General features: G+C 64.6%; 11 protein-coding genes. 5 read left to right on the top strand and 6 right to left on the bottom strand.

The annotated features are described in order from the left end of the window. Positions 1-125: 125 nt before the first annotated feature. Together FJ867_RS24445 and FJ867_RS24440 are read left to right on the top strand one after the other, a co-directional pair. Positions 126-6,278 (top strand): kinesin, encoded by a 6,153-nt coding sequence (locus tag FJ867_RS24445; protein ID WP_140818811.1) that lies wholly within the window; start codon positions 126-128, stop codon positions 6,276-6,278. 96 nt (positions 6,279-6,374) lie between these two features. After that, on the top strand, positions 6,375-6,989 hold the full coding sequence (locus FJ867_RS24440; RefSeq protein WP_140818809.1) for a 3'-5' exonuclease: 615 nt from the start codon (positions 6,375-6,377) through the stop codon (positions 6,987-6,989). 32 nt (positions 6,990-7,021) lie between these two features. Here the strand turns inward: FJ867_RS24440 and FJ867_RS24435 are convergent, their stop codons facing one another. The 4 genes from FJ867_RS24435 to FJ867_RS24420 form a co-directional block, all read right to left on the bottom strand. Then, a complete protein-coding gene (locus tag FJ867_RS24435; protein WP_246675105.1) occupies positions 7,022-7,621 on the bottom strand; it encodes an ABC-type transport auxiliary lipoprotein family protein in 600 nt (199 codons plus the stop codon). 94 nt (positions 7,622-7,715) lie between these two features. Beyond that, positions 7,716-9,089, bottom strand: coding sequence for an MlaD family protein (locus FJ867_RS24430; RefSeq protein WP_140498920.1), 1,374 nt, complete (start codon positions 9,087-9,089; stop codon positions 7,716-7,718). 14 nt (positions 9,090-9,103) lie between these two features. Continuing rightward, complete coding sequence (locus FJ867_RS24425) at positions 9,104-9,922, bottom strand: ABC transporter ATP-binding protein (RefSeq protein ID WP_140498922.1); 819 nt, start codon at positions 9,920-9,922, stop codon at positions 9,104-9,106. 1 nt (position 9,923) lies between these two features. Then, positions 9,924-11,111, bottom strand: a complete 1,188-nt coding sequence (locus tag FJ867_RS24420) for an ABC transporter permease (protein WP_140633128.1) — start codon at positions 11,109-11,111, stop codon at positions 9,924-9,926. Between the two features lie 77 nt (positions 11,112-11,188). Here FJ867_RS24420 and dgcA point away from each other — a divergent pair, with 77 nt between their 5' ends. Further along, positions 11,189-12,172: an N-acetyl-D-Glu racemase DgcA gene (gene dgcA / locus FJ867_RS24415; protein WP_140515276.1), complete on the top strand. Its 984-nt coding sequence runs from the start codon at positions 11,189-11,191 to the stop codon at positions 12,170-12,172. Here the strand turns inward: dgcA and FJ867_RS24410 are convergent. Together FJ867_RS24410 and FJ867_RS24405 are read right to left on the bottom strand one after the other, a co-directional pair. After that, positions 12,143-13,357: an MFS transporter gene (locus tag FJ867_RS24410; protein WP_140515275.1), complete on the bottom strand. Its 1,215-nt coding sequence runs from the start codon at positions 13,355-13,357 to the stop codon at positions 12,143-12,145. The two genes, dgcA and FJ867_RS24410, sit on opposite strands and share 30 nt — an antisense overlap. A 129-nt stretch (positions 13,358-13,486) precedes the next feature. After that, a complete protein-coding gene (locus FJ867_RS24405; RefSeq protein WP_140818807.1) occupies positions 13,487-14,302 on the bottom strand; it encodes a UDP-2,3-diacylglucosamine diphosphatase in 816 nt (271 codons plus the stop codon). Between the two features lie 117 nt (positions 14,303-14,419). Between FJ867_RS24405 and FJ867_RS24400 the strand changes: the two genes are divergently transcribed. After that, positions 14,420-15,199: an SDR family oxidoreductase gene (locus tag FJ867_RS24400; RefSeq protein WP_140557802.1), complete on the top strand. Its 780-nt coding sequence runs from the start codon at positions 14,420-14,422 to the stop codon at positions 15,197-15,199. 161 nt (positions 15,200-15,360) lie between these two features. Next, on the top strand, positions 15,361-17,685 hold the full coding sequence (locus tag FJ867_RS24395; protein ID WP_140498933.1) for an NADP-dependent malic enzyme: 2,325 nt from the start codon (positions 15,361-15,363) through the stop codon (positions 17,683-17,685). The last annotated feature ends 52 nt before the right edge of the window (positions 17,686-17,737 follow it).

Raw genomic sequence — 17,737 nt, 5'->3', positions numbered from 1 at the left:
GGAATGCATGTTTTCTTTACCCCCCTGTGTCATTACGATACGAGGGGTCCATTTTCAGCCTCCTGCGCGTGGGTGCGACAACCAAAATCATAAGCCCGCGGCAGCTAGTACAGGGTAGCGAAGGCATGGCGAAGAAAACAACGACGACCAGATCTCTGGACAACGATGTGGCCAGGGAACTCGAGAAGGCACTCGATCTCGACCTCAGCGGCGACACCGGCAGCGGCGACCTCGATATCGCGGCCTCGATGGAAGATCTGGAAGCGCAGATATCCCAGGCCGCCGACGAATTGGCGCGCGAGGGACGCAATCAGACGCAGGCACCCGTCGTCAACCAAGCCCAGGCCGCGAATCCCGCGCCAAAGACCAGACCCGCCGAACTGCGCCCCGTCGAAACACGCAATGGCGGTCAGCCCGCCGGCTTCTCGCCGGCCAATGACGATCGTCAGAAGGATTACAAGACGCTTCTGCACAGCCTCAACCGGCGCGCCTCGAACACGATCTACTGGGTTATCGCCTTCGTTTCGCTGGCCTGGATCGCCGGCGCGGGCGGATTGGCCAACCTCCTCTTCGGGCCGAGCATCTGGAGGATCCGCACGCTCGACCTGTTCTTCGCCCGTCCCGAACTGATCGGCCTTGCTGTCGCGGCCACCGTGCCGGTCATCCTGTTCTGGGCCTTCGCCGCCATGATTCGCCGCGCGCAGGACATGCGCATCGCCGCCCAGTCGATGACGGAAGTGGCCTTCCGCCTCACCGAGCCGGAAAACATGGCCCAGGATCGCGTCATGATGATCGGCCAGGCCGTCCGCCGCGAGGTGGCCGCCATGGGCGAAGGCATCGAACGCACGCTGGCCCGCGCCGTCGAACTGGAAACGCTGGTCCACAGCGAGGTCAACCAGATCGAGCGCTCCTATTCGGAAAACGAAACCCGCATCCGCTCGCTCGTCGACGGGCTCGGCAGCGAGCGTGAGGCGGTCGTCAGCCATGCGGAGCGGGTTCGCGCTTCGATCGCCGGCGCGCACGACACCCTCAAGGACGAAATCGGCGCTGCCAGCGACCTCATCCGCGACAGCATTCTCAATGCATCGACCAAACTGTCGATGACCATCACCAATTCCGGCGACACGCTTATCGACCGCATCAACGAAAGTTCGCTGTCGATCTTCGATTCGGTGGAAGGACGGCTCGACACCATAACCGACAAGCTTTCGACTTCCGGCGAGGCTTTCGCCAGCCTGCTCGACACGCGCATCGCCAAGCTGACGGACACGACAGACGGCCTGACCCGGTCGTTGACCGACCTGCTCGACGATCGCACCAACGGCATGGTGTCGCTGCTTGGTGGCGCCGCGCGCACACTCAATTCGGAATTCGAGGCCAGCCTCAACGGCATCGAGCGCACGCTCGCCGAGCGCGGCCAGGCGCTGATCAGCGAGTTCCAGACCCGCGCCGAGGCTCTCGACACCGGCACGCAGAAGCTCAACGCAGCACTCGAAGCCCGTGCCCGGCAGATCAACGAAACGCTGGTCGAACGCGCGCGCGAAATCGCCCACACCTTCGCCGAGAGCAAGGACACGCTGACGGCGATGATCGACCAGGGCAAGACCCAGATCGGCGCCGACATGGCCGATATCGTCACGTCGACCTCGTCCATGCTCGAAGCTCGCGCCAGCGATTTCGCCGGACGCATGGAAGCGGCGCGCCACGTCGTCTCGCGCTCGTTCGATGCCGATATCCAGCGGCTTGCCGATGCCCGCGTGGGCATAGAGGAAGCGGTCGAAAATCACAGCCGCAGCCTTTCCGAGAGCCGCGAGCGCATGGCGGCCGCGATGCAGGCCGATCTGGCCAAGTTCGCCGAGAGCCGTGCCGGCATCGATGCCGCGGTAACCGACCAGGTGCAGAAGCTGGCCGAAGGCCGCAGCCTGATCGCGCGCGCTCTCGAAGAAGATCTGCGCAAGGTCAACGAATCGCGCGCTGCCATCGACGCTTCGCTCGGCAGCCACCTCGAAAGGCTGGAAGAAGGCCGCAACCGGCTCTCCCAGGCTCTCAACGAAGACTCCGGAAAGCTGGTGCAAGCCCGTACAATCATTGACGAAATGGTTGCTGGACATGTTGGCAAGCTGGCCGAGGGCCGCAACATTCTCTCGCGCGCGCTCGAAACCGACCTCGGCAAGCTCGTGGACAAGCGCGCCGACATTGATGGCCTTGTCGCCGGTCAGGTCGAGAAGATCGCCGAGGGCCGCGCGGTACTCGCCAAGGCGCTGGAGAACGACATCGCCGGCATCAAGGACCTCATCGAGGCGCATTCGGCCAAACTGGCGGAAGACCGCTCGCAGCTCGGCCGTTCGCTGGAGGACGATCTGTCCAGCATACGCGGGCTGATCGAAGACCATTCGGGCCGCCTGGCCGAAGATCGCAGCCTGCTGTCGCAGACCCTTGAAGCCGACCTTGCCAAGCTCGCCGAGAGCCGCTCGAGCATCGACGGCCTGGTCGCCGGTCAGGTCGAGAAACTGGCCGAAGGCCGCGATATTCTCAGGCGGGCGCTGGAATCCGACCTCAACGCGATCAAGGGCGTCATATCGAGCCAGTCCGAGAGGCTGGCCGAGGACCGCGGGCAGCTGTCGCGGGTTCTCGAGGCGGACTTGCAGAACGTGAACAGCGTCATTGCCGACCACATGAACAAGCTGGTCCAGGACCGTTCGACCTTGTCGAAAGCGCTTGAGGAGGATCTCGCCAAGCTGGCCGAGAGCCGCTCGAGCATCGACGGGCTGGTGGCCGGCCAGGTCGAGAAGCTGGCCGAAGGCCGCGACATCCTGCGCCGTGCGCTGGAAGCCGATCTCAACACGATCAAGAGCACCGTCGCCGATCAGTCCCAGAAACTGGTCGAAGATCGGGGACAATTCGCCCGGGCGCTCGAAGCCGACCTCGAAAACGTCAACAGTCTCGTTAACAGCCACTCGGAAAGGCTTGTCCAGGACCGTTCGGCGCTGTCGAAGGCACTCGAAGACGATCTGGAAAACGTCAACGGACTGGTCAACAGCCACTCCGAGAGGCTTGTCCAGGAGCGTTCGGTGCTGTCGAAGGCGCTCGAAGACGATCTCGCCAAGCTGGCCGAAAGCCGCTCGAGCATCGATGGCCTTGTCGCCGGCCAGGTCGAAAAGCTGGCCGAAGGCCGCGACATCCTCAAGCGCGCGCTGGAGGCCGATCTGCAGAGGCTGTCGGAGAGCCGTGGCGATCTCGACGGCATCATCGCCGGACATGTCGGCAAGCTGGCCGAAGGCCGCGACGTGCTGAGCCGCGCGCTGGAAGACGATCTCGGCAGGCTCGCCGAGACCCGCAAGGACATCGATCGTTCGCTGTCGGGTCACATCGACCAGATCGCGGCGAGGAGCACCGACATCTCCGCTGCGATCGCCGCCGACGTGGACAAGATCGAGCAGGCGTTCAGCCGCCAGACCGGCATCATCGAGGAGCGTGCGGGCACCATGGAGCGTGCGCTGTCGACAGGCGTCGACAATGTGCGCAACGTGCTCGAGAAGAGCGCCGTCTTCGTGGCCGGCGCCTTGCGCGAGAAGGTCCTGGAAGTCACCAGCGTCCTGCATGAGCAGGCGGGCCAAGCCTTCTCCGATGCGGATCGCAAGATCGCCGAGCGCGCCGAGCAGACCTCGGCCGCCCTGCTGGCCCGGGCCGAAGACATCGCCCGCACCTTCGAGGAGGCGGATCGCCGTCTCCACGCCCGTGCGGAAGACACGTCGAGCGCCTTGCTTGCCCGCGCGGACGATGCGTCCAGTTCCTTGCTGGCGCGAGCCCATGAAACCGCCGATCAGCTTGCCGCCCGTGCGAGCGAAATCGCCGGCACGTTCGACGCGGCCGACCAGAAGCTGGCCGCCCGCGCCCAGGAGACCGCCGACCAGTTGGCGGCTCGGGTGAGCGAGATTGCCGGCACCTTCGACGCGGCCGACCAGAAGCTGGTTGCCCGGGCCGTCGAAACGGCACAGTCGCTGGCCGCCCGCGCCGGCGATATCCTGCGCAATTTCGAAGGCGCCGATCAGCGGCTCGGCATGCGCATCGGCGAATCGGCCGAAGCTCTTGCCGCGCGTGCAGCGGATCTCGGCCGCATCTTCGACGCCGCCGACCAGCACCTGGTCTCGCGCATCGCCGAAGGTTCGGAAGCGCTGTCAGGCCGCGCCTCCGAAATCGCCCGCATCTTCGATGATGCGGACAACCGACTGGTTTCCCGCATCGCCGCCAGCACCTCGACCATCGGCGAACATGCTGAGAGCATCGTCGGCGCCTTCACCAGCACCGAGCAGAGGGTCGCCGACCGTGCGCGCCAGACCGGCCAGGAGCTGGCCGCGCATGCCCGTGAAATCGAGCAGGCGCTCGCCGGCGCCGACGAGCGGCTCGCATCGACCGCGGCAACGGCTGCTGCCCGCGTCGAAGAGCAGATCGCCAGCGTCGAGAACCGGCTCGCCCACACCGCCGAGACGATGGGCCAGAAGCTCAACGAGCAGGTGTCGAGCGCCGAGGCGCAACTCGTGTCGCGCGCCAATGTCATCGCGGAGACCTTCACCGCGGTCGGCCAGCATATCGGCCAGAGCACCAACGACGCCGCCAAGACGATCGGCGCCAACACCCGCGAGCTCAACACCATGCTCGCGGCACGGTCGGCGGAGATGTCGAAGATCCTCGACGAGACCGCGCGGCCGCTGGTCGAGCGTTTCGCCCAGGGCGGCTCGGAACTGCAAAAGAGCATGGAAGAGGTCACCGAACGTGCCGCCGAGAAGCTGCGCAGCGAAAACGCAGCCCTCGTCAACGCGCTCGCCAGCCGCACCGCCGAGACCCTTTCGGCGGTCGAAGGTGCCCGCTCGTCGCTATCCGACAGTGTCGCCGACCTGATCGGCCGAATGACCACGTCGAGCGCGCAGCTCGGTCAGCTGATCGAACAGGCCGCGGCCAATCTCGGCCAGGTCGACGAACGCCTGACCGGCAGCACGCAAAGCTTCGCGGCAACCACCGAGAAAGCGGCGCAGACCTTCGCCAGCTCGGCAAGGCTGGTCGATTCGAACACGACCAGGCTGACGGAACTGTCGTCGTCGACCTTGCGCGAGGTCGCGTCGATCGCCACCAAGTTCGATGAACACAGCCGCCTGCTCGCCGGTGCTTCGGACCTCCTGAGCTCGGCCCAGAGCAACCTCGAACACACGCTAGAAAGGCAGTCTTCGCTCGAGGATCTCGCTGTCGGCCTGGTCAAGAAGTCGGAAGATCTCGAAAGGGTCATGCGCTCGTTCGAGAATCTGGTCGGCCAGACGCTGCAAAATGCGGAAGGCAGGACGCTGGAATCGGCCGACAAGATCCGCAACGCCATCACCGACGTCGTCGATTCGGCGACCAAGCGCTTCTCCGACGCGACCGAGGAGATGCGCCGCACCGCCGGCGCCATCAAGAGCGAGCTCGACCTCACCCGCGCCGAGCTCAAGAAGGGCGTCATCGAGATGCCGGAAGAGGCCAAGGAATCGACATCGGCCATCCGCCGCGCGGTTTCCGAGCAGATCAACGCCCTGAAGGAGCTTTCGGACATCGTTGCGAAGTCCGGCCGCAGTGGTGGAGAGCCCTCGGAATCTCGCAATTTGCGCCCGGCGCCGCAAGCCCCGGCAGCGCCCCGCGCGGCAGAGCCGCCGCGCCGCGCTCCCGCGCCACAGCCGGAACTTCGCGCGCCGCAGGCGCCGTCGGGCGGCACGGCGCTACGCGGCACGCTTGACCTGGAGCGCCCCGCCGACACGGCGCCGCGCCAGCGTTCCGACGCCGGCGCCCGCACGCAACAGGGCGGCTGGGTGCGCGATCTCCTGAGCGGGGCGTCACGCGAGGACGAAGCCAAGCCTGCAACACCCGCCGAAGCACCGCGCGCCGCCCCTGCCCAGCGTTCGCCGCTCCACGTCGTGGAGTCGCTGAACTCGCTGTCCGTCGACATCGCACGGGCCATCGATCACGATGCGTCGATCGAACTGTGGAACCGGTACCGGCGCGGCGAGCGTGACGTGTTCACGCGGCGGCTCTATACGCTGAAGGGCCAGCAGACGTTCGACGAGATCCGTCGCAAGTATCAGACGGAGGCAGAGTTCCGCGCCGCCGTCGACCGCTATTGCGATGATTTCGAGAAGCTGCTGAAGGACGTGTCGCGCAATGACCGCGACAACATCATGGCGCAGACCTACCTGACATCGGATACAGGCAAGGTCTACACCATGCTGGCCCACGCCAGCGGCCGCCTGCACTAGGCAGCGGGCAGACAGCCAATGAAAAAGGCGGGGGACTTGTCTCCCGCCTTTTGGCTTGGAGGGGTGGACGTCGCATCCGGAACTGGATCCTGACCTGTGAAGACGGCGATCATATTCGACTGCGAGTTTCTTTGCCTTGAGGGCTCGCAACGTCGATTCTGGTGCGCGGCCCACGATCCGGATCCGGTCATCGCGCAGATCGGCGCGGTCAGGCTTGGGCTCGAAGACGACTTTCCCGTCCTGGGCACGCACAAGGCCTATGTCAGACCGATCGACCGGTTTGGCAGGAGATACGCGCTCGACCCTTTCTTCACCGAGCTGACTGGCATCACAGAAGAAAAGCTGGAGATCGAGGGGGTCGCGCTAGGAGAAGCCCTTGTTGACGTCGATCGTTTCTCCAATGGGGCGCGATTTTGGTCCTGGGGCAAGGACGAACTGAACATGATGGCCATCAGCTGCTATATCGCAGGCATTCCTGCTTCCATCCCGGCCGCCCGTTTTGACAATGCCGTAAAGCTGCTGATCTCGGCCGGGATGCCGATCGAGGACCTGGCAAGGACGCCGAGCAACAAGCTTGCCGACTATTATGGCGTTCAACACCCGCCATTGCAGGGACACGATGCGCTCGATGACGCGCTGTCCGTAGCCTACACCCTGCAGCACCTGATGAAAGCCGGAAAGCTGCGGCCGGACGCCTTCGACCGCCTGTAGCCTGGTGGCTGGCGCCCGTCCGGCATCGCCGCTCAGATCGCCGAATCGGTCCAGCGCACGATCTGTTTGGCCGCGTCGCCGAAAGCAGCATCGAGCGCGCCGACATAGCCTTGGTTGCCGCTGCCCGAGACGGGCGCGGTCGCCGTAAAGCTCTTGGACGCACGCACCTCGCCATTGCGGTCGTTGAGGATGCGCACGAACAGGTCGACCTCGGCATGATCGCCGCCGTCGACACGGACTTCGAACGAACGGATCTCGACGATGACCTGGTAATCGATCGCCAGTCCCTCGCCCGGCTTGCCCACGCCGGCGAAGCTGCCCGAGCGCTGGAACGTCTCGGCCAGCCGTGCCTGCACCATCAGCGGCAGCCGGTCCGCCCATTGCGCGCCCTTGAGGTACTGGATCGAGCGTGGGGACGGTTTTATGACGATGTTCTGGCTGTCCAGCGCCTTGAGCGCGGACGGCTGGGCGATCAGGATCTGGCGGCGGCTGTGGCCATGCGCCTCGACCGAGGGCGCCGACAGTTCGAACGTGTCAAGCGGCGCAGGCCCGCCGCCCGGCAGCGCGGCACAACCGGCAAGGGTCAAGGCAAGCAAGGCCACGCCCGATCTGAACACAATCGTCGACTTCACGCGCGATCCCTGCTGTCCCCGGCCTCACTATCCCTGGATTGTAAAAACAACCCGCGGATGCAGACACTGTTTCTGGGGCGAGCCGAGACCGAAGTCAACGCCGCGCCCTGCCATCATACTGCCGAACCTCGCCCTCGCCGCCCGACAGGATGCGCTGCGGATTGCGGCTGAGGTCGGTAACCGCCTCCTCGATGCGGCTGATCGAACGGCGGCTGTCCTGAACCAGCGCTTCGACATTCGAAAGGCCCTGGCCGGAGAACCGGGCTATATTGTCGGTGATGACGCCAAGCCGCGAATTCAGCGTATCGGCAACCTGCTTGAACGACCTCAGCGTGTCCCTGGCGTCCGCCATCACGCCGTCCGCCTGCCCCGAACCGAGCAGCTTGTCGACTTTGGCCAGGATGCCGTCGACGCGCACCGAGGCGTCGTTGAGCCGCTGCGCGAGCTGCCTCGCATCCTTGATCGTCTCGTCTATGTCGTCCGCCCTGTTCGCGAATTTGCCGGTCACCTTGGCGATGTCCGAGGCCGCCTTGTCGGCGCTTTCGCTTGCCTTCTGGATGTTGGCCAGAGCCGTGCGCACTTGCGCCGGATCGATGCCGTCGAGCACGCCGTCGACCTTGGCCAGCGTACCTTGTGTCTGCTTGGCGAAATCATTGACCGATCCCACGGCCGTATCGACATTCCTGATCACGCCATCGAGCTGTTTGGACGTTTCCTTGAGGTTGCCGGTCACCGTATCGACATTGGCGACGATGCTCTTGATCTTGTCCTTGTCGACGGCATTGAGCAACCCTTCGGCCGCCTTCAGCGTGCCGTCGAGCTTGCCCGAGACGCCCTTCAGCTCATCGGACAGCGCGCTGACCGCGGACAGGAACTTGTCGACGCCATCGGAATTCCTGGCCAGCGCGTCGGAGAACGTCTGCACATTCTGCACGGTCTGCGTCAGCGGCCCGCGCACATCCTTGGTGAACCCCTCCAGCTGCGTCAGTACCGTGTCGGCGCGCGTGAAGATGTTCTGCGCCGTCTGCAAAAGATTGGTCACCGCCGACGGGTTGGCCACGATCTCGGCGACCTTGCCTTCCTTTTCGGCCTGGTCGAGAAGTTTTACTTCCTTGGGGTCGGCCCCTTTGAGTTCGATATTGGCCTGTCCGGTCAGGCCCGCCAGGCCGATATCGGCCTGCGTCGATTTGGTGATCGGCGTCATGCGGTCGATCTCGGTGTCGGCGATGGCGACCGTCGGATTGTCGACATCGATATAGACGCGCCTGACGTCGCCGACCTTGACGCCGTTGAACAGCACGAAGCTGCCGCGGCCAAGTCCGGAAGCCGAGCCAGGGATGCGCACGCGCAACAATGTGGTCTCGCCTTTGTCGCCGATCGCCGCCGTCCAATAGACGAAGCCGAACGCCGCGAGGATCGCCACCAGCGTGAAGATGCCGACAATAACGTAGTTGGCTCTGGTTTCCATTGCTTCACTTATGGCTATGCGCGCGCGGCAAGATCAAGTTGCCGGGCTCGTTTTCCGCGGAAATACGATTTTACCCACGGTTCTTCACTCTTCAGCATGTCGTCGATGGTGCCTTCGACCAGCACTTTCTTCTTGCCGAGCACGGCGACGCGGTCGCAGGCGGTGAAAAGCGTGTCGAGATCGTGGGTCACCATGTAGACGGTCAGGTCCATCGTATCGCGCAGCTTGACCACCAACTCGTCGAATTCCGCCGCGCTGATCGGATCGAGGCCCGAGGTCGGCTCGTCGAGGAAGACGATGTCGGGATCGAGCGCCAGCGCGCGAGCGAGTGCCGCGCGCTTGATCATGCCGCCCGACAGCTCGGACGGGAATTTCTGCGCCGCGTCCGGCGGCAGCCCGACCAGTTCGACCTTGAGCATCGCCAGTTCGTCCATCAGCTTGCGCGGCAGGTCGAGATATTCGCGCATCGGCACCTGGACGTTTTCCAGCACCGTCAGCGCCGAGAACAGCGCGCCGTGCTGGAACAGCACCCCAAGGCGCATGTCGATGCGCAGCCGTTCGGCATCGTCGGCCTTTTCGATATCCACGCCGAACAGCTTGATCGTGCCGGACTGCTTGCGCGTCAAACCAAGGATGGTGCGCAGCAGAACTGATTTGCCGGCGCCCGAAGCGCCGACGAAACCGAGGATCTCGCCGCGCCAGATATCGAGCGACAGTTTGTCGAGGATCAGGTTGTCGCCGAAGGAAACGGTGATGTCATGCGCCGAAAGCACGACCTCGCTGTCATCCGCGCCCTCCTTGGCCCTGGTCTCGATGCCGTTTCCCATCGCCATTTCAGAACTCGATCGCTGCATAGAACATGGCGAAAAGCCCGTCGAGGATGATGACGACGAAGATCGATTTCACCACCGAGGCGGTCACGTGCTGACCAAGCGATTCGGCGCTACCGCCGACCTTCATGCCCTCTACCGAGGCGATGGTGCCGATGATCATGGCCATGAACGGCGCCTTGATCAGGCCGGCGAAAATGGTGCTGAGGTCGATGGCGACGCGCAGCCGGTCGATGAAGGCGGCGGGTGCGATGTCGGAATAGAGCCAAGCCGCGAGAATACCGCCACCGAGTGCGGCAAAATTGGCGATGATGGTCAGGCAAGGCAGGGCGATCACCAGCGCAACCAGGCGCGGAAAGACCAGCACGCCGATGGGGTTGAGCCCGATGACCTTCAGCGCATCCACTTCCTCGCGCATCTTCATCGAGCCAATTTCGGCGGTGATGGCGCTGCCCGAGCGGCCGGCGATCATGATTGCCGTCATCAGCACGCCGAGTTCGCGCAGGATCAGCACGCCGACGAGGTCGACGACGAAGATGTCGGCGCCGAAATAGCTGAGCTGGTAGGCGCCCTGCTGGGCAACGATGGCGCCGACGATCGCCGACATCAGCACCACCACCGGAATGGCTCCGACGCCCATGCGGTCGATCTGGTTGAAGATCGCCGCCGGATTGACGGCATGGCCGCGGCCGAGCTTCATCTGCGCGCCACGGATCGTGGCGCCCAGTATGTTCATCGAGGCGAGAAAATCGTCGCGCATTTCGTAGACGCGGCGGCCAACCGCCTCCAGCGCGCGAATGACGATGTTGGGCGGCCCGACCGGCCCCGATTCGGGCTCGCGCCGCACCGCATCGCCGACCGCGCCGAGCAGGATCGAGGCGACGTCGCTCTGGCCCTGCAGCCTGACCTCGACACCTTTCTTCTCGAAAGCGCTGACCAGGCGGTCGATCAGCCACGCGCCGGCGGTGTCGATCTTCTCGATATGCGAAAGATCGAGCGCCAAGGTCTTGAAACCGCTCCGTTTCTCGATTTTGCGCATCTCTGCGTCGATCGCCGCCACGGTGCGCGTCGTCCAGATTCCCGAGAAGGCGCAGCCGAGAACGCCTGCTTCCTCACCGACCGACACGCGCGGTTCGTGGTCAGCCTCCGAGGCGGTCTTGCCGCTTGCGTCGCGCTTGCCGATGGTCAACATGGCGTCCTGTTTAGCCTGACGGGTCCGGCCTTGTCGATTTGCCGACGACCCTTCTCGCACAGCCGGAGCAGAAAATTATGGCGCGTGTCATTTCGGTCGAGGCCGAGCGTTTTCCAATCGCCGGCACCTTCACCATTTCGCGTGGTTCGAAGACCGAAGCCGAAGTGATCACCTGCACGATCAGCGAAGGCGATTACACGGGCCGTGGCGAATGCGTGCCGTACAAACGCTATGGCGAGACCATGGATGGGGTTCGCGCCGCGATAGAGGCCATGCGCGGGCAAATCTCTGCTGGCATGGACCGGACAGCCCTGCTCGGCGCCATGCCGGCAGGCGCGGCGCGCAACGCCATCGATTGCGCCTTGTGGGACCTGGAAGCCAAGATCAGCGGCAAGGCGGTGGCGGACGTAGTCTGGCCGGCTCCTTTGCATCAGCTCGAGACGGCCTACACGCTGTCGCTGGGCGAACCCGAGGCGATGGCGGCGCAGGCCCGTGCCAACGCGGCGCGCCCGCTGCTCAAAGTCAAGATCGGCGGCGACAACGACATCGCGCGCATCCGCGCCGTCCGGCAGGCCGCGCCCGACAGCCGCATCATCCTCGACGCCAACGAGGGCTGGAACGATGACACCATCGCCGCGAACCTCGCCTTTGCCGCCGAGCAAGGCATCGCGCTTATCGAACAGCCGCTGCCGGCGGGCCATGACGGCATCCTGCGCCACATCGCGCATCCGGTGCCGATCTGCGCGGACGAGAGCGTGCATGAGGCGGGGGATCTGGCCGCGCTCGCCGGTCTCTACGATGCCGTCAACATCAAGCTCGACAAGTCGGGCGGGCTGACGGCGGCGCTCGTGCTGCGCGACCGCGCCCGCGAACTGGGTTTCGGCGTCATGGTCGGCTGCATGGTCGGCACGTCGCTGGCGATGGCGCCGGCGGTGCTGCTCGCCCAGGACGCCGATTTCGTAGACCTCGACGGACCGCTGCTGCTTGCGCGGGATCGTGTGCCCGGCCTCGCCTATGAGGGATCCTTGGTTTCACCGCCCGATCCGGCGCTTTGGGGCTGAGCGCGCCGCGAGTCCGACCAGCACCAGGCCGATGATCGCGATCGGGATCATGGCCAGGAAGCCGTCGACCCCGAAACGGTCGTAGAGCGGGCCGGAGGCGAGCGTCACGGCGGCCATGAAGAAGCCGTTGAAGAAATAGGCGATGCCCTGTGCGGCACCGGTGCGCTCTTCCGAGACCGTTTCGCCGATCATTTTCTGCAGGCCGATCAGCACCATGGCCACCGACACCGAATGCAGGGTCTGGACGCCGAAAAACCCGGCGACGCCGAGGCCAAGCGGCCAGATCAGCGGAAAGGCGATCCAGCGCACGACCGCGCCGATGCCGGCAATCACCATCACCCTGACGACCGACACGGAGGCGAATATGCGGTTGAAAAACACGAACATGCAGACTTCGGCCACCACGCCCCACGCCCACAGAAGCCCGACGACGGTGTCGCCGATGCCGATCGACTTCCAGTAGATCGACACGAAGCCGTAAAGGAAGGCGTGGCTGGCGGTGAGGATGCCGACCCCGAGGGTGAAATAGACGAAATAGGCATTGAAGAGGCTCGGCGCCGAATGCTGGATCTCCGCGGCCGAAAGCGGTGAGGCAAGGCGCGGCCGCCCAAGGCGCGGCGCAAGCAGCGCGGCAACGAGCGCGGCACCCAGTGCCGCGAAAATGATCGCCGGGACGGCTTGCGCCCCTGCCGCGGTCAGGATGAAACCACCGGCCACGTTGGCGCAGAGATACGAGATCGAACCCCACTTGCGCATGCTGGTGTAGTTGGAGCCGAAGCGGCGCACGCCCGAAAGCGCGAGCGAATCGGCCATCGGCGAATGCGGTGTCCATACGATCGTCAGCGCCAGCGACACCGCAAGCACGACGGCGTAGGAGGCCGGCAGAAAATAGCCGGCGGAAATGATCATCGATGCCGCGACGAGCGCGATATAGACGTCGGCGCGGTCCCTCGCCCGGTCCGCGAGCGCGGTGAGCAGCGGCGTCGTCACGACGCGCAGGAACATCGGAGCCGCCAGGATGACGGCGATCTGCTCGGCGTGAAAACCTTTCGCCTGCAGCCACAGCGGGAAGTAAGGCAGATGCGTGCCCTGCGACACGAACAATGTCGCGAAGATCAGGCTCATGCGCAGTTCGAAATGGCGAGGCTTGACGAGCTGTTCGGGTGAAAGCGGCGGCAGCGGCATGAATCGATCCAATAACGCTGCCGTCCACGAACGGCGAGCAGTGTGGATTGACCCTTAACATGAGGAAAAACCGGACGAAACCGATTGGCCTAATCGATTAACACCGGAATCTGTGCCTGGCACCCGCAGTCAGGCGGCCTGCACCACCCGGTCCTCGATCAGCATCGGGATGAAGGGTTCGTCCGGCGCGTCGGGCAAGACATGCGCCCAGGTCAGGATTTCCATCCGGCCGTCGAAATGTTCGACCACCGCCGTGCAGCTTTCCACCCAGTCGCCGGTGTTGATGTACTGGACGTCGCCATAGCTTTCGATCGCGGCATGATGGATATGGCCGCATATGACGCCGTCGACATGCGAGCGCCGCGCCTCGTCGCTGAGCACCATCTGGAACGAGCCGATGAAGTTCACCGCCTTCTTGACCTTGACCTTGGCCCAGGACGAAAACGACCAGTAAGGCAGGCCGAGCAGCTGGCGCAGCCGGGTGATCACACGGTTGACCTGCATGGCGGCGTCGTAGGCGTGGTCGCCGAGATAGGCGAGCCAGCGCTGATTGTGCACGACCGTGTCGAACTGGTCGCCATGAATAACGAGCAGCCGCCTGCCGTCGGCGGTTTCGTGAATGGCGCGGTCGGCGACGACGATGCCGCCGAAATGCACGCCCTGGAACTGGCGGGCGAATTCGTCGTGGTTGCCGGCGATGTAGGTGACGGTGGCGCCCTTGCGCGCCTTGCGCAGCAATTTCTGCACGACGTCATTGTGGCTCTGCGGCCAGTGCCAGCTGCGTCTCAGGCGCCACCCATCGACGATATCGCCGACGAGATAAATGATGTCGGCATCGTGATGTCTAAGGAAATCGATCAGGAAATCGGCCTTTGCCGCCTTCGACCCGAGATGGACGTCGGAGATGAACATGCTGCGGAACGTGCGGGGCTCTTGGCCGGACATCGCGAATTCACCGTTGCTTTCGCGAGCCTATGCCCCGATTCATGCAACAACCGTATGACGGTTGCGATTGGTCCAGCCCAAGAGCTAGCCTGCCGGCGAATCACAGGAGAAATCGTCATGGATCTCGGCATCCGCGGAAAGAAGGCCATCGTCTGCGCTTCGAGCAAGGGGCTCGGAAAAGGCTGCGCCATGGCGCTGGCCGAGGCTGGTTGCGACGTCGTCGTCAACGGGCGCAACGCCGAGCTGGTGGCCAAAACCGCTGCGGAGCTGCGCGAGCGTTACGGCGTGACCGTCACGGAAGTCGTCGGCGATGTATCGAAGCCCGAGGTGCAGAAGGCGCTTCTCGCCGCTTGCCCCGAACCCGACATACTGGTCAACAATAATGGCGGCCCGCCGCTGCGCGATTTCCGCGAGCTCGATCGTGCCAAGATGCTCGAAGGCGTGACCCAGAACATGGTGACGCCGATCGAGCTGGTGCAGGCGGTGATCGACGGCATGGCCGTGCGCGGTTTTGGCCGCATCGTCAACATCACTTCGCTATCGGTCTATGTCCCCATCCCCGGCCTTGATCTGTCGTCCGGCGCGCGCGCCGGCCTGACCTCCTTTCTTGCCGGCGTGGCGCGCACGGTGATCGACCGCAACGTGACCATCAACAGCCTGCTGCCCGGCAAGCTGGATACCGACCGGCTGCGCGGTCCGCACGAGGCCGGCAGCGTTGAAGACCCGACCGCGGCAGCCGCCCGCAAGGCGCGCATCAGTGCCGACGTGCCGGCCAAGCGGCTCGGCACGCCGGAGGAGTTCGGCCAGATCTGTGCCTTCCTGTGCTCGGTCCATGCCGGCTACCTGACCGGCCAGAACATACCGGTGGACGGCGGCCTCTATGTCAGCGCCTTCTGAGACCCGGTAGCGCCGGCGCCGAAGAAATTCCGCTCAAACCGTTGAAATAGATCGCTTATCCCGGCTTCGTCGATGTGAATGGCGATTGCGTCATTTGGCGTCGCGAAAAATCTCGGCCGCATGCTAAGAAGGCGGCACGCAGGATCGCAGGGAGGCCCGGAATGAACGGCGAGAGCAAGAAAACGGCACGTTCGGACCTCGACGAAGCCGCGCTCTACTTCCACAAGCACCCGACGCCGGGCAAGCTCGAAATCCAGGCCACCAAGCCGCTTGGCAACCAGCGCGACCTGGCGCTCGCCTATTCGCCCGGCGTGGCGGCCCCTTGCCTCGAAATCCGCGACGATCCGGCGACCGCGGCCGACTACACGGCGCGCGCCAATCTGGTCGGCGTCGTTTCCAACGGCTCGGCCGTGCTCGGCCTGGGCAATATCGGCCCGCTCGCTTCCAAGCCGGTCATGGAAGGCAAGGCGGTCCTGTTCAAGAAATTCGCCGGCATCGACGTCTTCGACATCGAGATCGACGCGCCCGAGATCGAGCGCATGGTCGAAACGGTGGCGGCGCTGGAACCGACATTCGGCGGCATCAACCTCGAGGACATCAAGGCGCCGGAATGCTTCGAGGTCGAAGAGCGACTGAAGGCCCGGATGGGCATACCGGTTTTCCATGACGACCAGCACGGCACCGCCATCATCGTCGCCGCCGCAGTGCTCAACGGCCTGGAATTCGCCGGCAAAACCATTGCCGACATCAAGATCGTCACTTCGGGCGCGGGTGCGGCGGCATTGGCCTGCCTCAACCTGCTGGTCTCGCTCGGCGCCAAGGTCGAGAACATCTGGGTCACCGACCGTTTCGGCGTCGCCTATAAGGGGCGCACGGATGAGATGGACCGCTGGAAAGACCCTTATGTGAAGGACACGGAGGCGCGCACGCTGGCCGACGTCATATCGGGCGCAGACGTGTTCCTCGGGCTTTCGGCCGCCGGCGTGCTGAAGCCGGAATTGCTCCAGCACATGGCGCCGAAGCCATTGATCCTGGCGCTGGCCAATCCCAATCCGGAAATCATGCCGGAAGTGGCGCGGGCGGCGCGCCCCGACGCGATGATCTGCACGGGCCGGTCCGATTTTCCAAATCAGGTCAACAACGTACTGTGTTTTCCTTACATCTTCCGCGGCGCGCTGGACTGTGGCGCCAGCGCAATCAATGAGGAGATGAAGATGGCCGCGGTGCGGGCCATCGCCGCCCTTGCCCGCGAAGAACCTTCGGATGTCGCCGCGCGCGCCTATTCCGGCGAGACGCCGGTGTTCGGACCCGAATTCCTGATCCCCTCGCCCTTCGATCCGCGCCTCATCCTGCGCATCGCCCCGGCCGTCGCCAAGGCGGCCTGCGACACCGGTGTCGCGACAAGGCCGATCAGCGACTTCTCCGCCTATATCGACAAGCTCAACCGCTTCGTCTTCCGCTCCGGCCTGGTGATGAAGCCGGTGTTCTCGTCGGCCAAGGCGTCGAGCGCCAAGCGCGTCATCTATGCCGACGGCGAGGACGAGCGCGTGCTGCGCGCCGCGCAGGTGGTTTTGGAGGAAGGCATCGCCGAGCCGATCCTGATCGGCCGTCCGCACGTCATCGAGGTGCGATTGAAGCGCTACGGACTGCGCATCAAGCCCGGCGTCGACTTCGGCCTGATCAACCCGGAGGACGATCCGCGCTACCGCCATTACGTCGACCTCCTGATCGAGCTGGCCGGCCGGCGCGGCGTGACGACGGAGGCCGCGCGCACCATGGTGCGCACCGACAACACGGTGATCGCGGCCCTCGCATTGAAGCGCGGCGACGCCGACGCCATGGTCTGCGGCCTCGAAGGGCGTTTCGAGCGGCACCTGCGCAACGTCACGCTGATCATCGGGCCACGAACCGGCATCAAGGACCGGGATCTGTCGACGCTGTCCATGCTGATCTCGCAACGCGGCATCATCTTCCTGACCGACACCCATGTTTCTGTCGACCCCACCGCCGACGAGATCGCCGAAATGACCGTGCTGGCGGCCGAGGAGATCCAGCGCTTCGGCATCGAGCCCAAGGCGGCGCTGCTGTCGCATTCGGATTTCGGCTCGCGCGATTCGCCGAGTGCGCTCAAGATGCGGCAGGCGGCGGCGATCCTGGCGCGCATCGCGCCCGAGCTGCAATGCGACGGCGAGATGCATGCCGATTCCGCGCTGTCGGAACATCTGCGCCAGCGCGTCTATCCGCATTCGCGTCTGAAGGGCGAAGCCAATCTCCTGGTGTTCCCCAACCTCGATTCCGCCAACATCACGCTGACAGCGCTCAGGACCATGATGGATGCCCTGCATGTCGGCCCGATCCTGCTCGGCACCGACAAGCCGGCGCATATCCTGACGCCCTCGGTGACTTCGCGCGGCGTCGTCAACATGACAGCGCTGGCGGTGGTCGAGGCCGCCCACAAGGCGCAAGCTGTCGTCGATCTGGGCTGAACACCAATTCGGGGGTAAACTGCGGTTTAACCACGAGCACGTAGCGTGCGGC

Origin of the sequence: Mesorhizobium sp. B2-5-3 (genome assembly GCF_006441005.1) — a bacterium.
Classification (GTDB): Bacteria; Pseudomonadota; Alphaproteobacteria; order Rhizobiales; family Rhizobiaceae; genus Mesorhizobium.
This window is presented reverse-complemented; position numbering and strand designations above follow the sequence as displayed.

Coding starts and splice junctions, on each gene's coding strand:
- FJ867_RS24420 (WP_140633128.1), bottom strand. CDS start 11,111: ATGTTGACCATCGGCAAGCGCGACGCAAGCGGCAAGACCGCCTCGGAG.
- FJ867_RS24400 (WP_140557802.1), top strand. CDS start 14,420: ATGGATCTCGGCATCCGCGGAAAGAAGGCCATCGTCTGCGCTTCGAGC.
- FJ867_RS24425 (WP_140498922.1), bottom strand. CDS start 9,922: ATGGCGATGGGAAACGGCATCGAGACCAGGGCCAAGGAGGGCGCGGAT.
- FJ867_RS24410 (WP_140515275.1), bottom strand. CDS start 13,357: ATGCCGCTGCCGCCGCTTTCACCCGAACAGCTCGTCAAGCCTCGCCAT.
- FJ867_RS24430 (WP_140498920.1), bottom strand. CDS start 9,089: ATGGAAACCAGAGCCAACTACGTTATTGTCGGCATCTTCACGCTGGTG.
- FJ867_RS24405 (WP_140818807.1), bottom strand. CDS start 14,302: ATGTCCGGCCAAGAGCCCCGCACGTTCCGCAGCATGTTCATCTCCGAC.
- FJ867_RS24395 (WP_140498933.1), top strand. CDS start 15,361: ATGAACGGCGAGAGCAAGAAAACGGCACGTTCGGACCTCGACGAAGCC.
- FJ867_RS24445 (WP_140818811.1), top strand. CDS start 126: ATGGCGAAGAAAACAACGACGACCAGATCTCTGGACAACGATGTGGCC.
- dgcA (WP_140515276.1), top strand. CDS start 11,189: ATGGCGCGTGTCATTTCGGTCGAGGCCGAGCGTTTTCCAATCGCCGGC.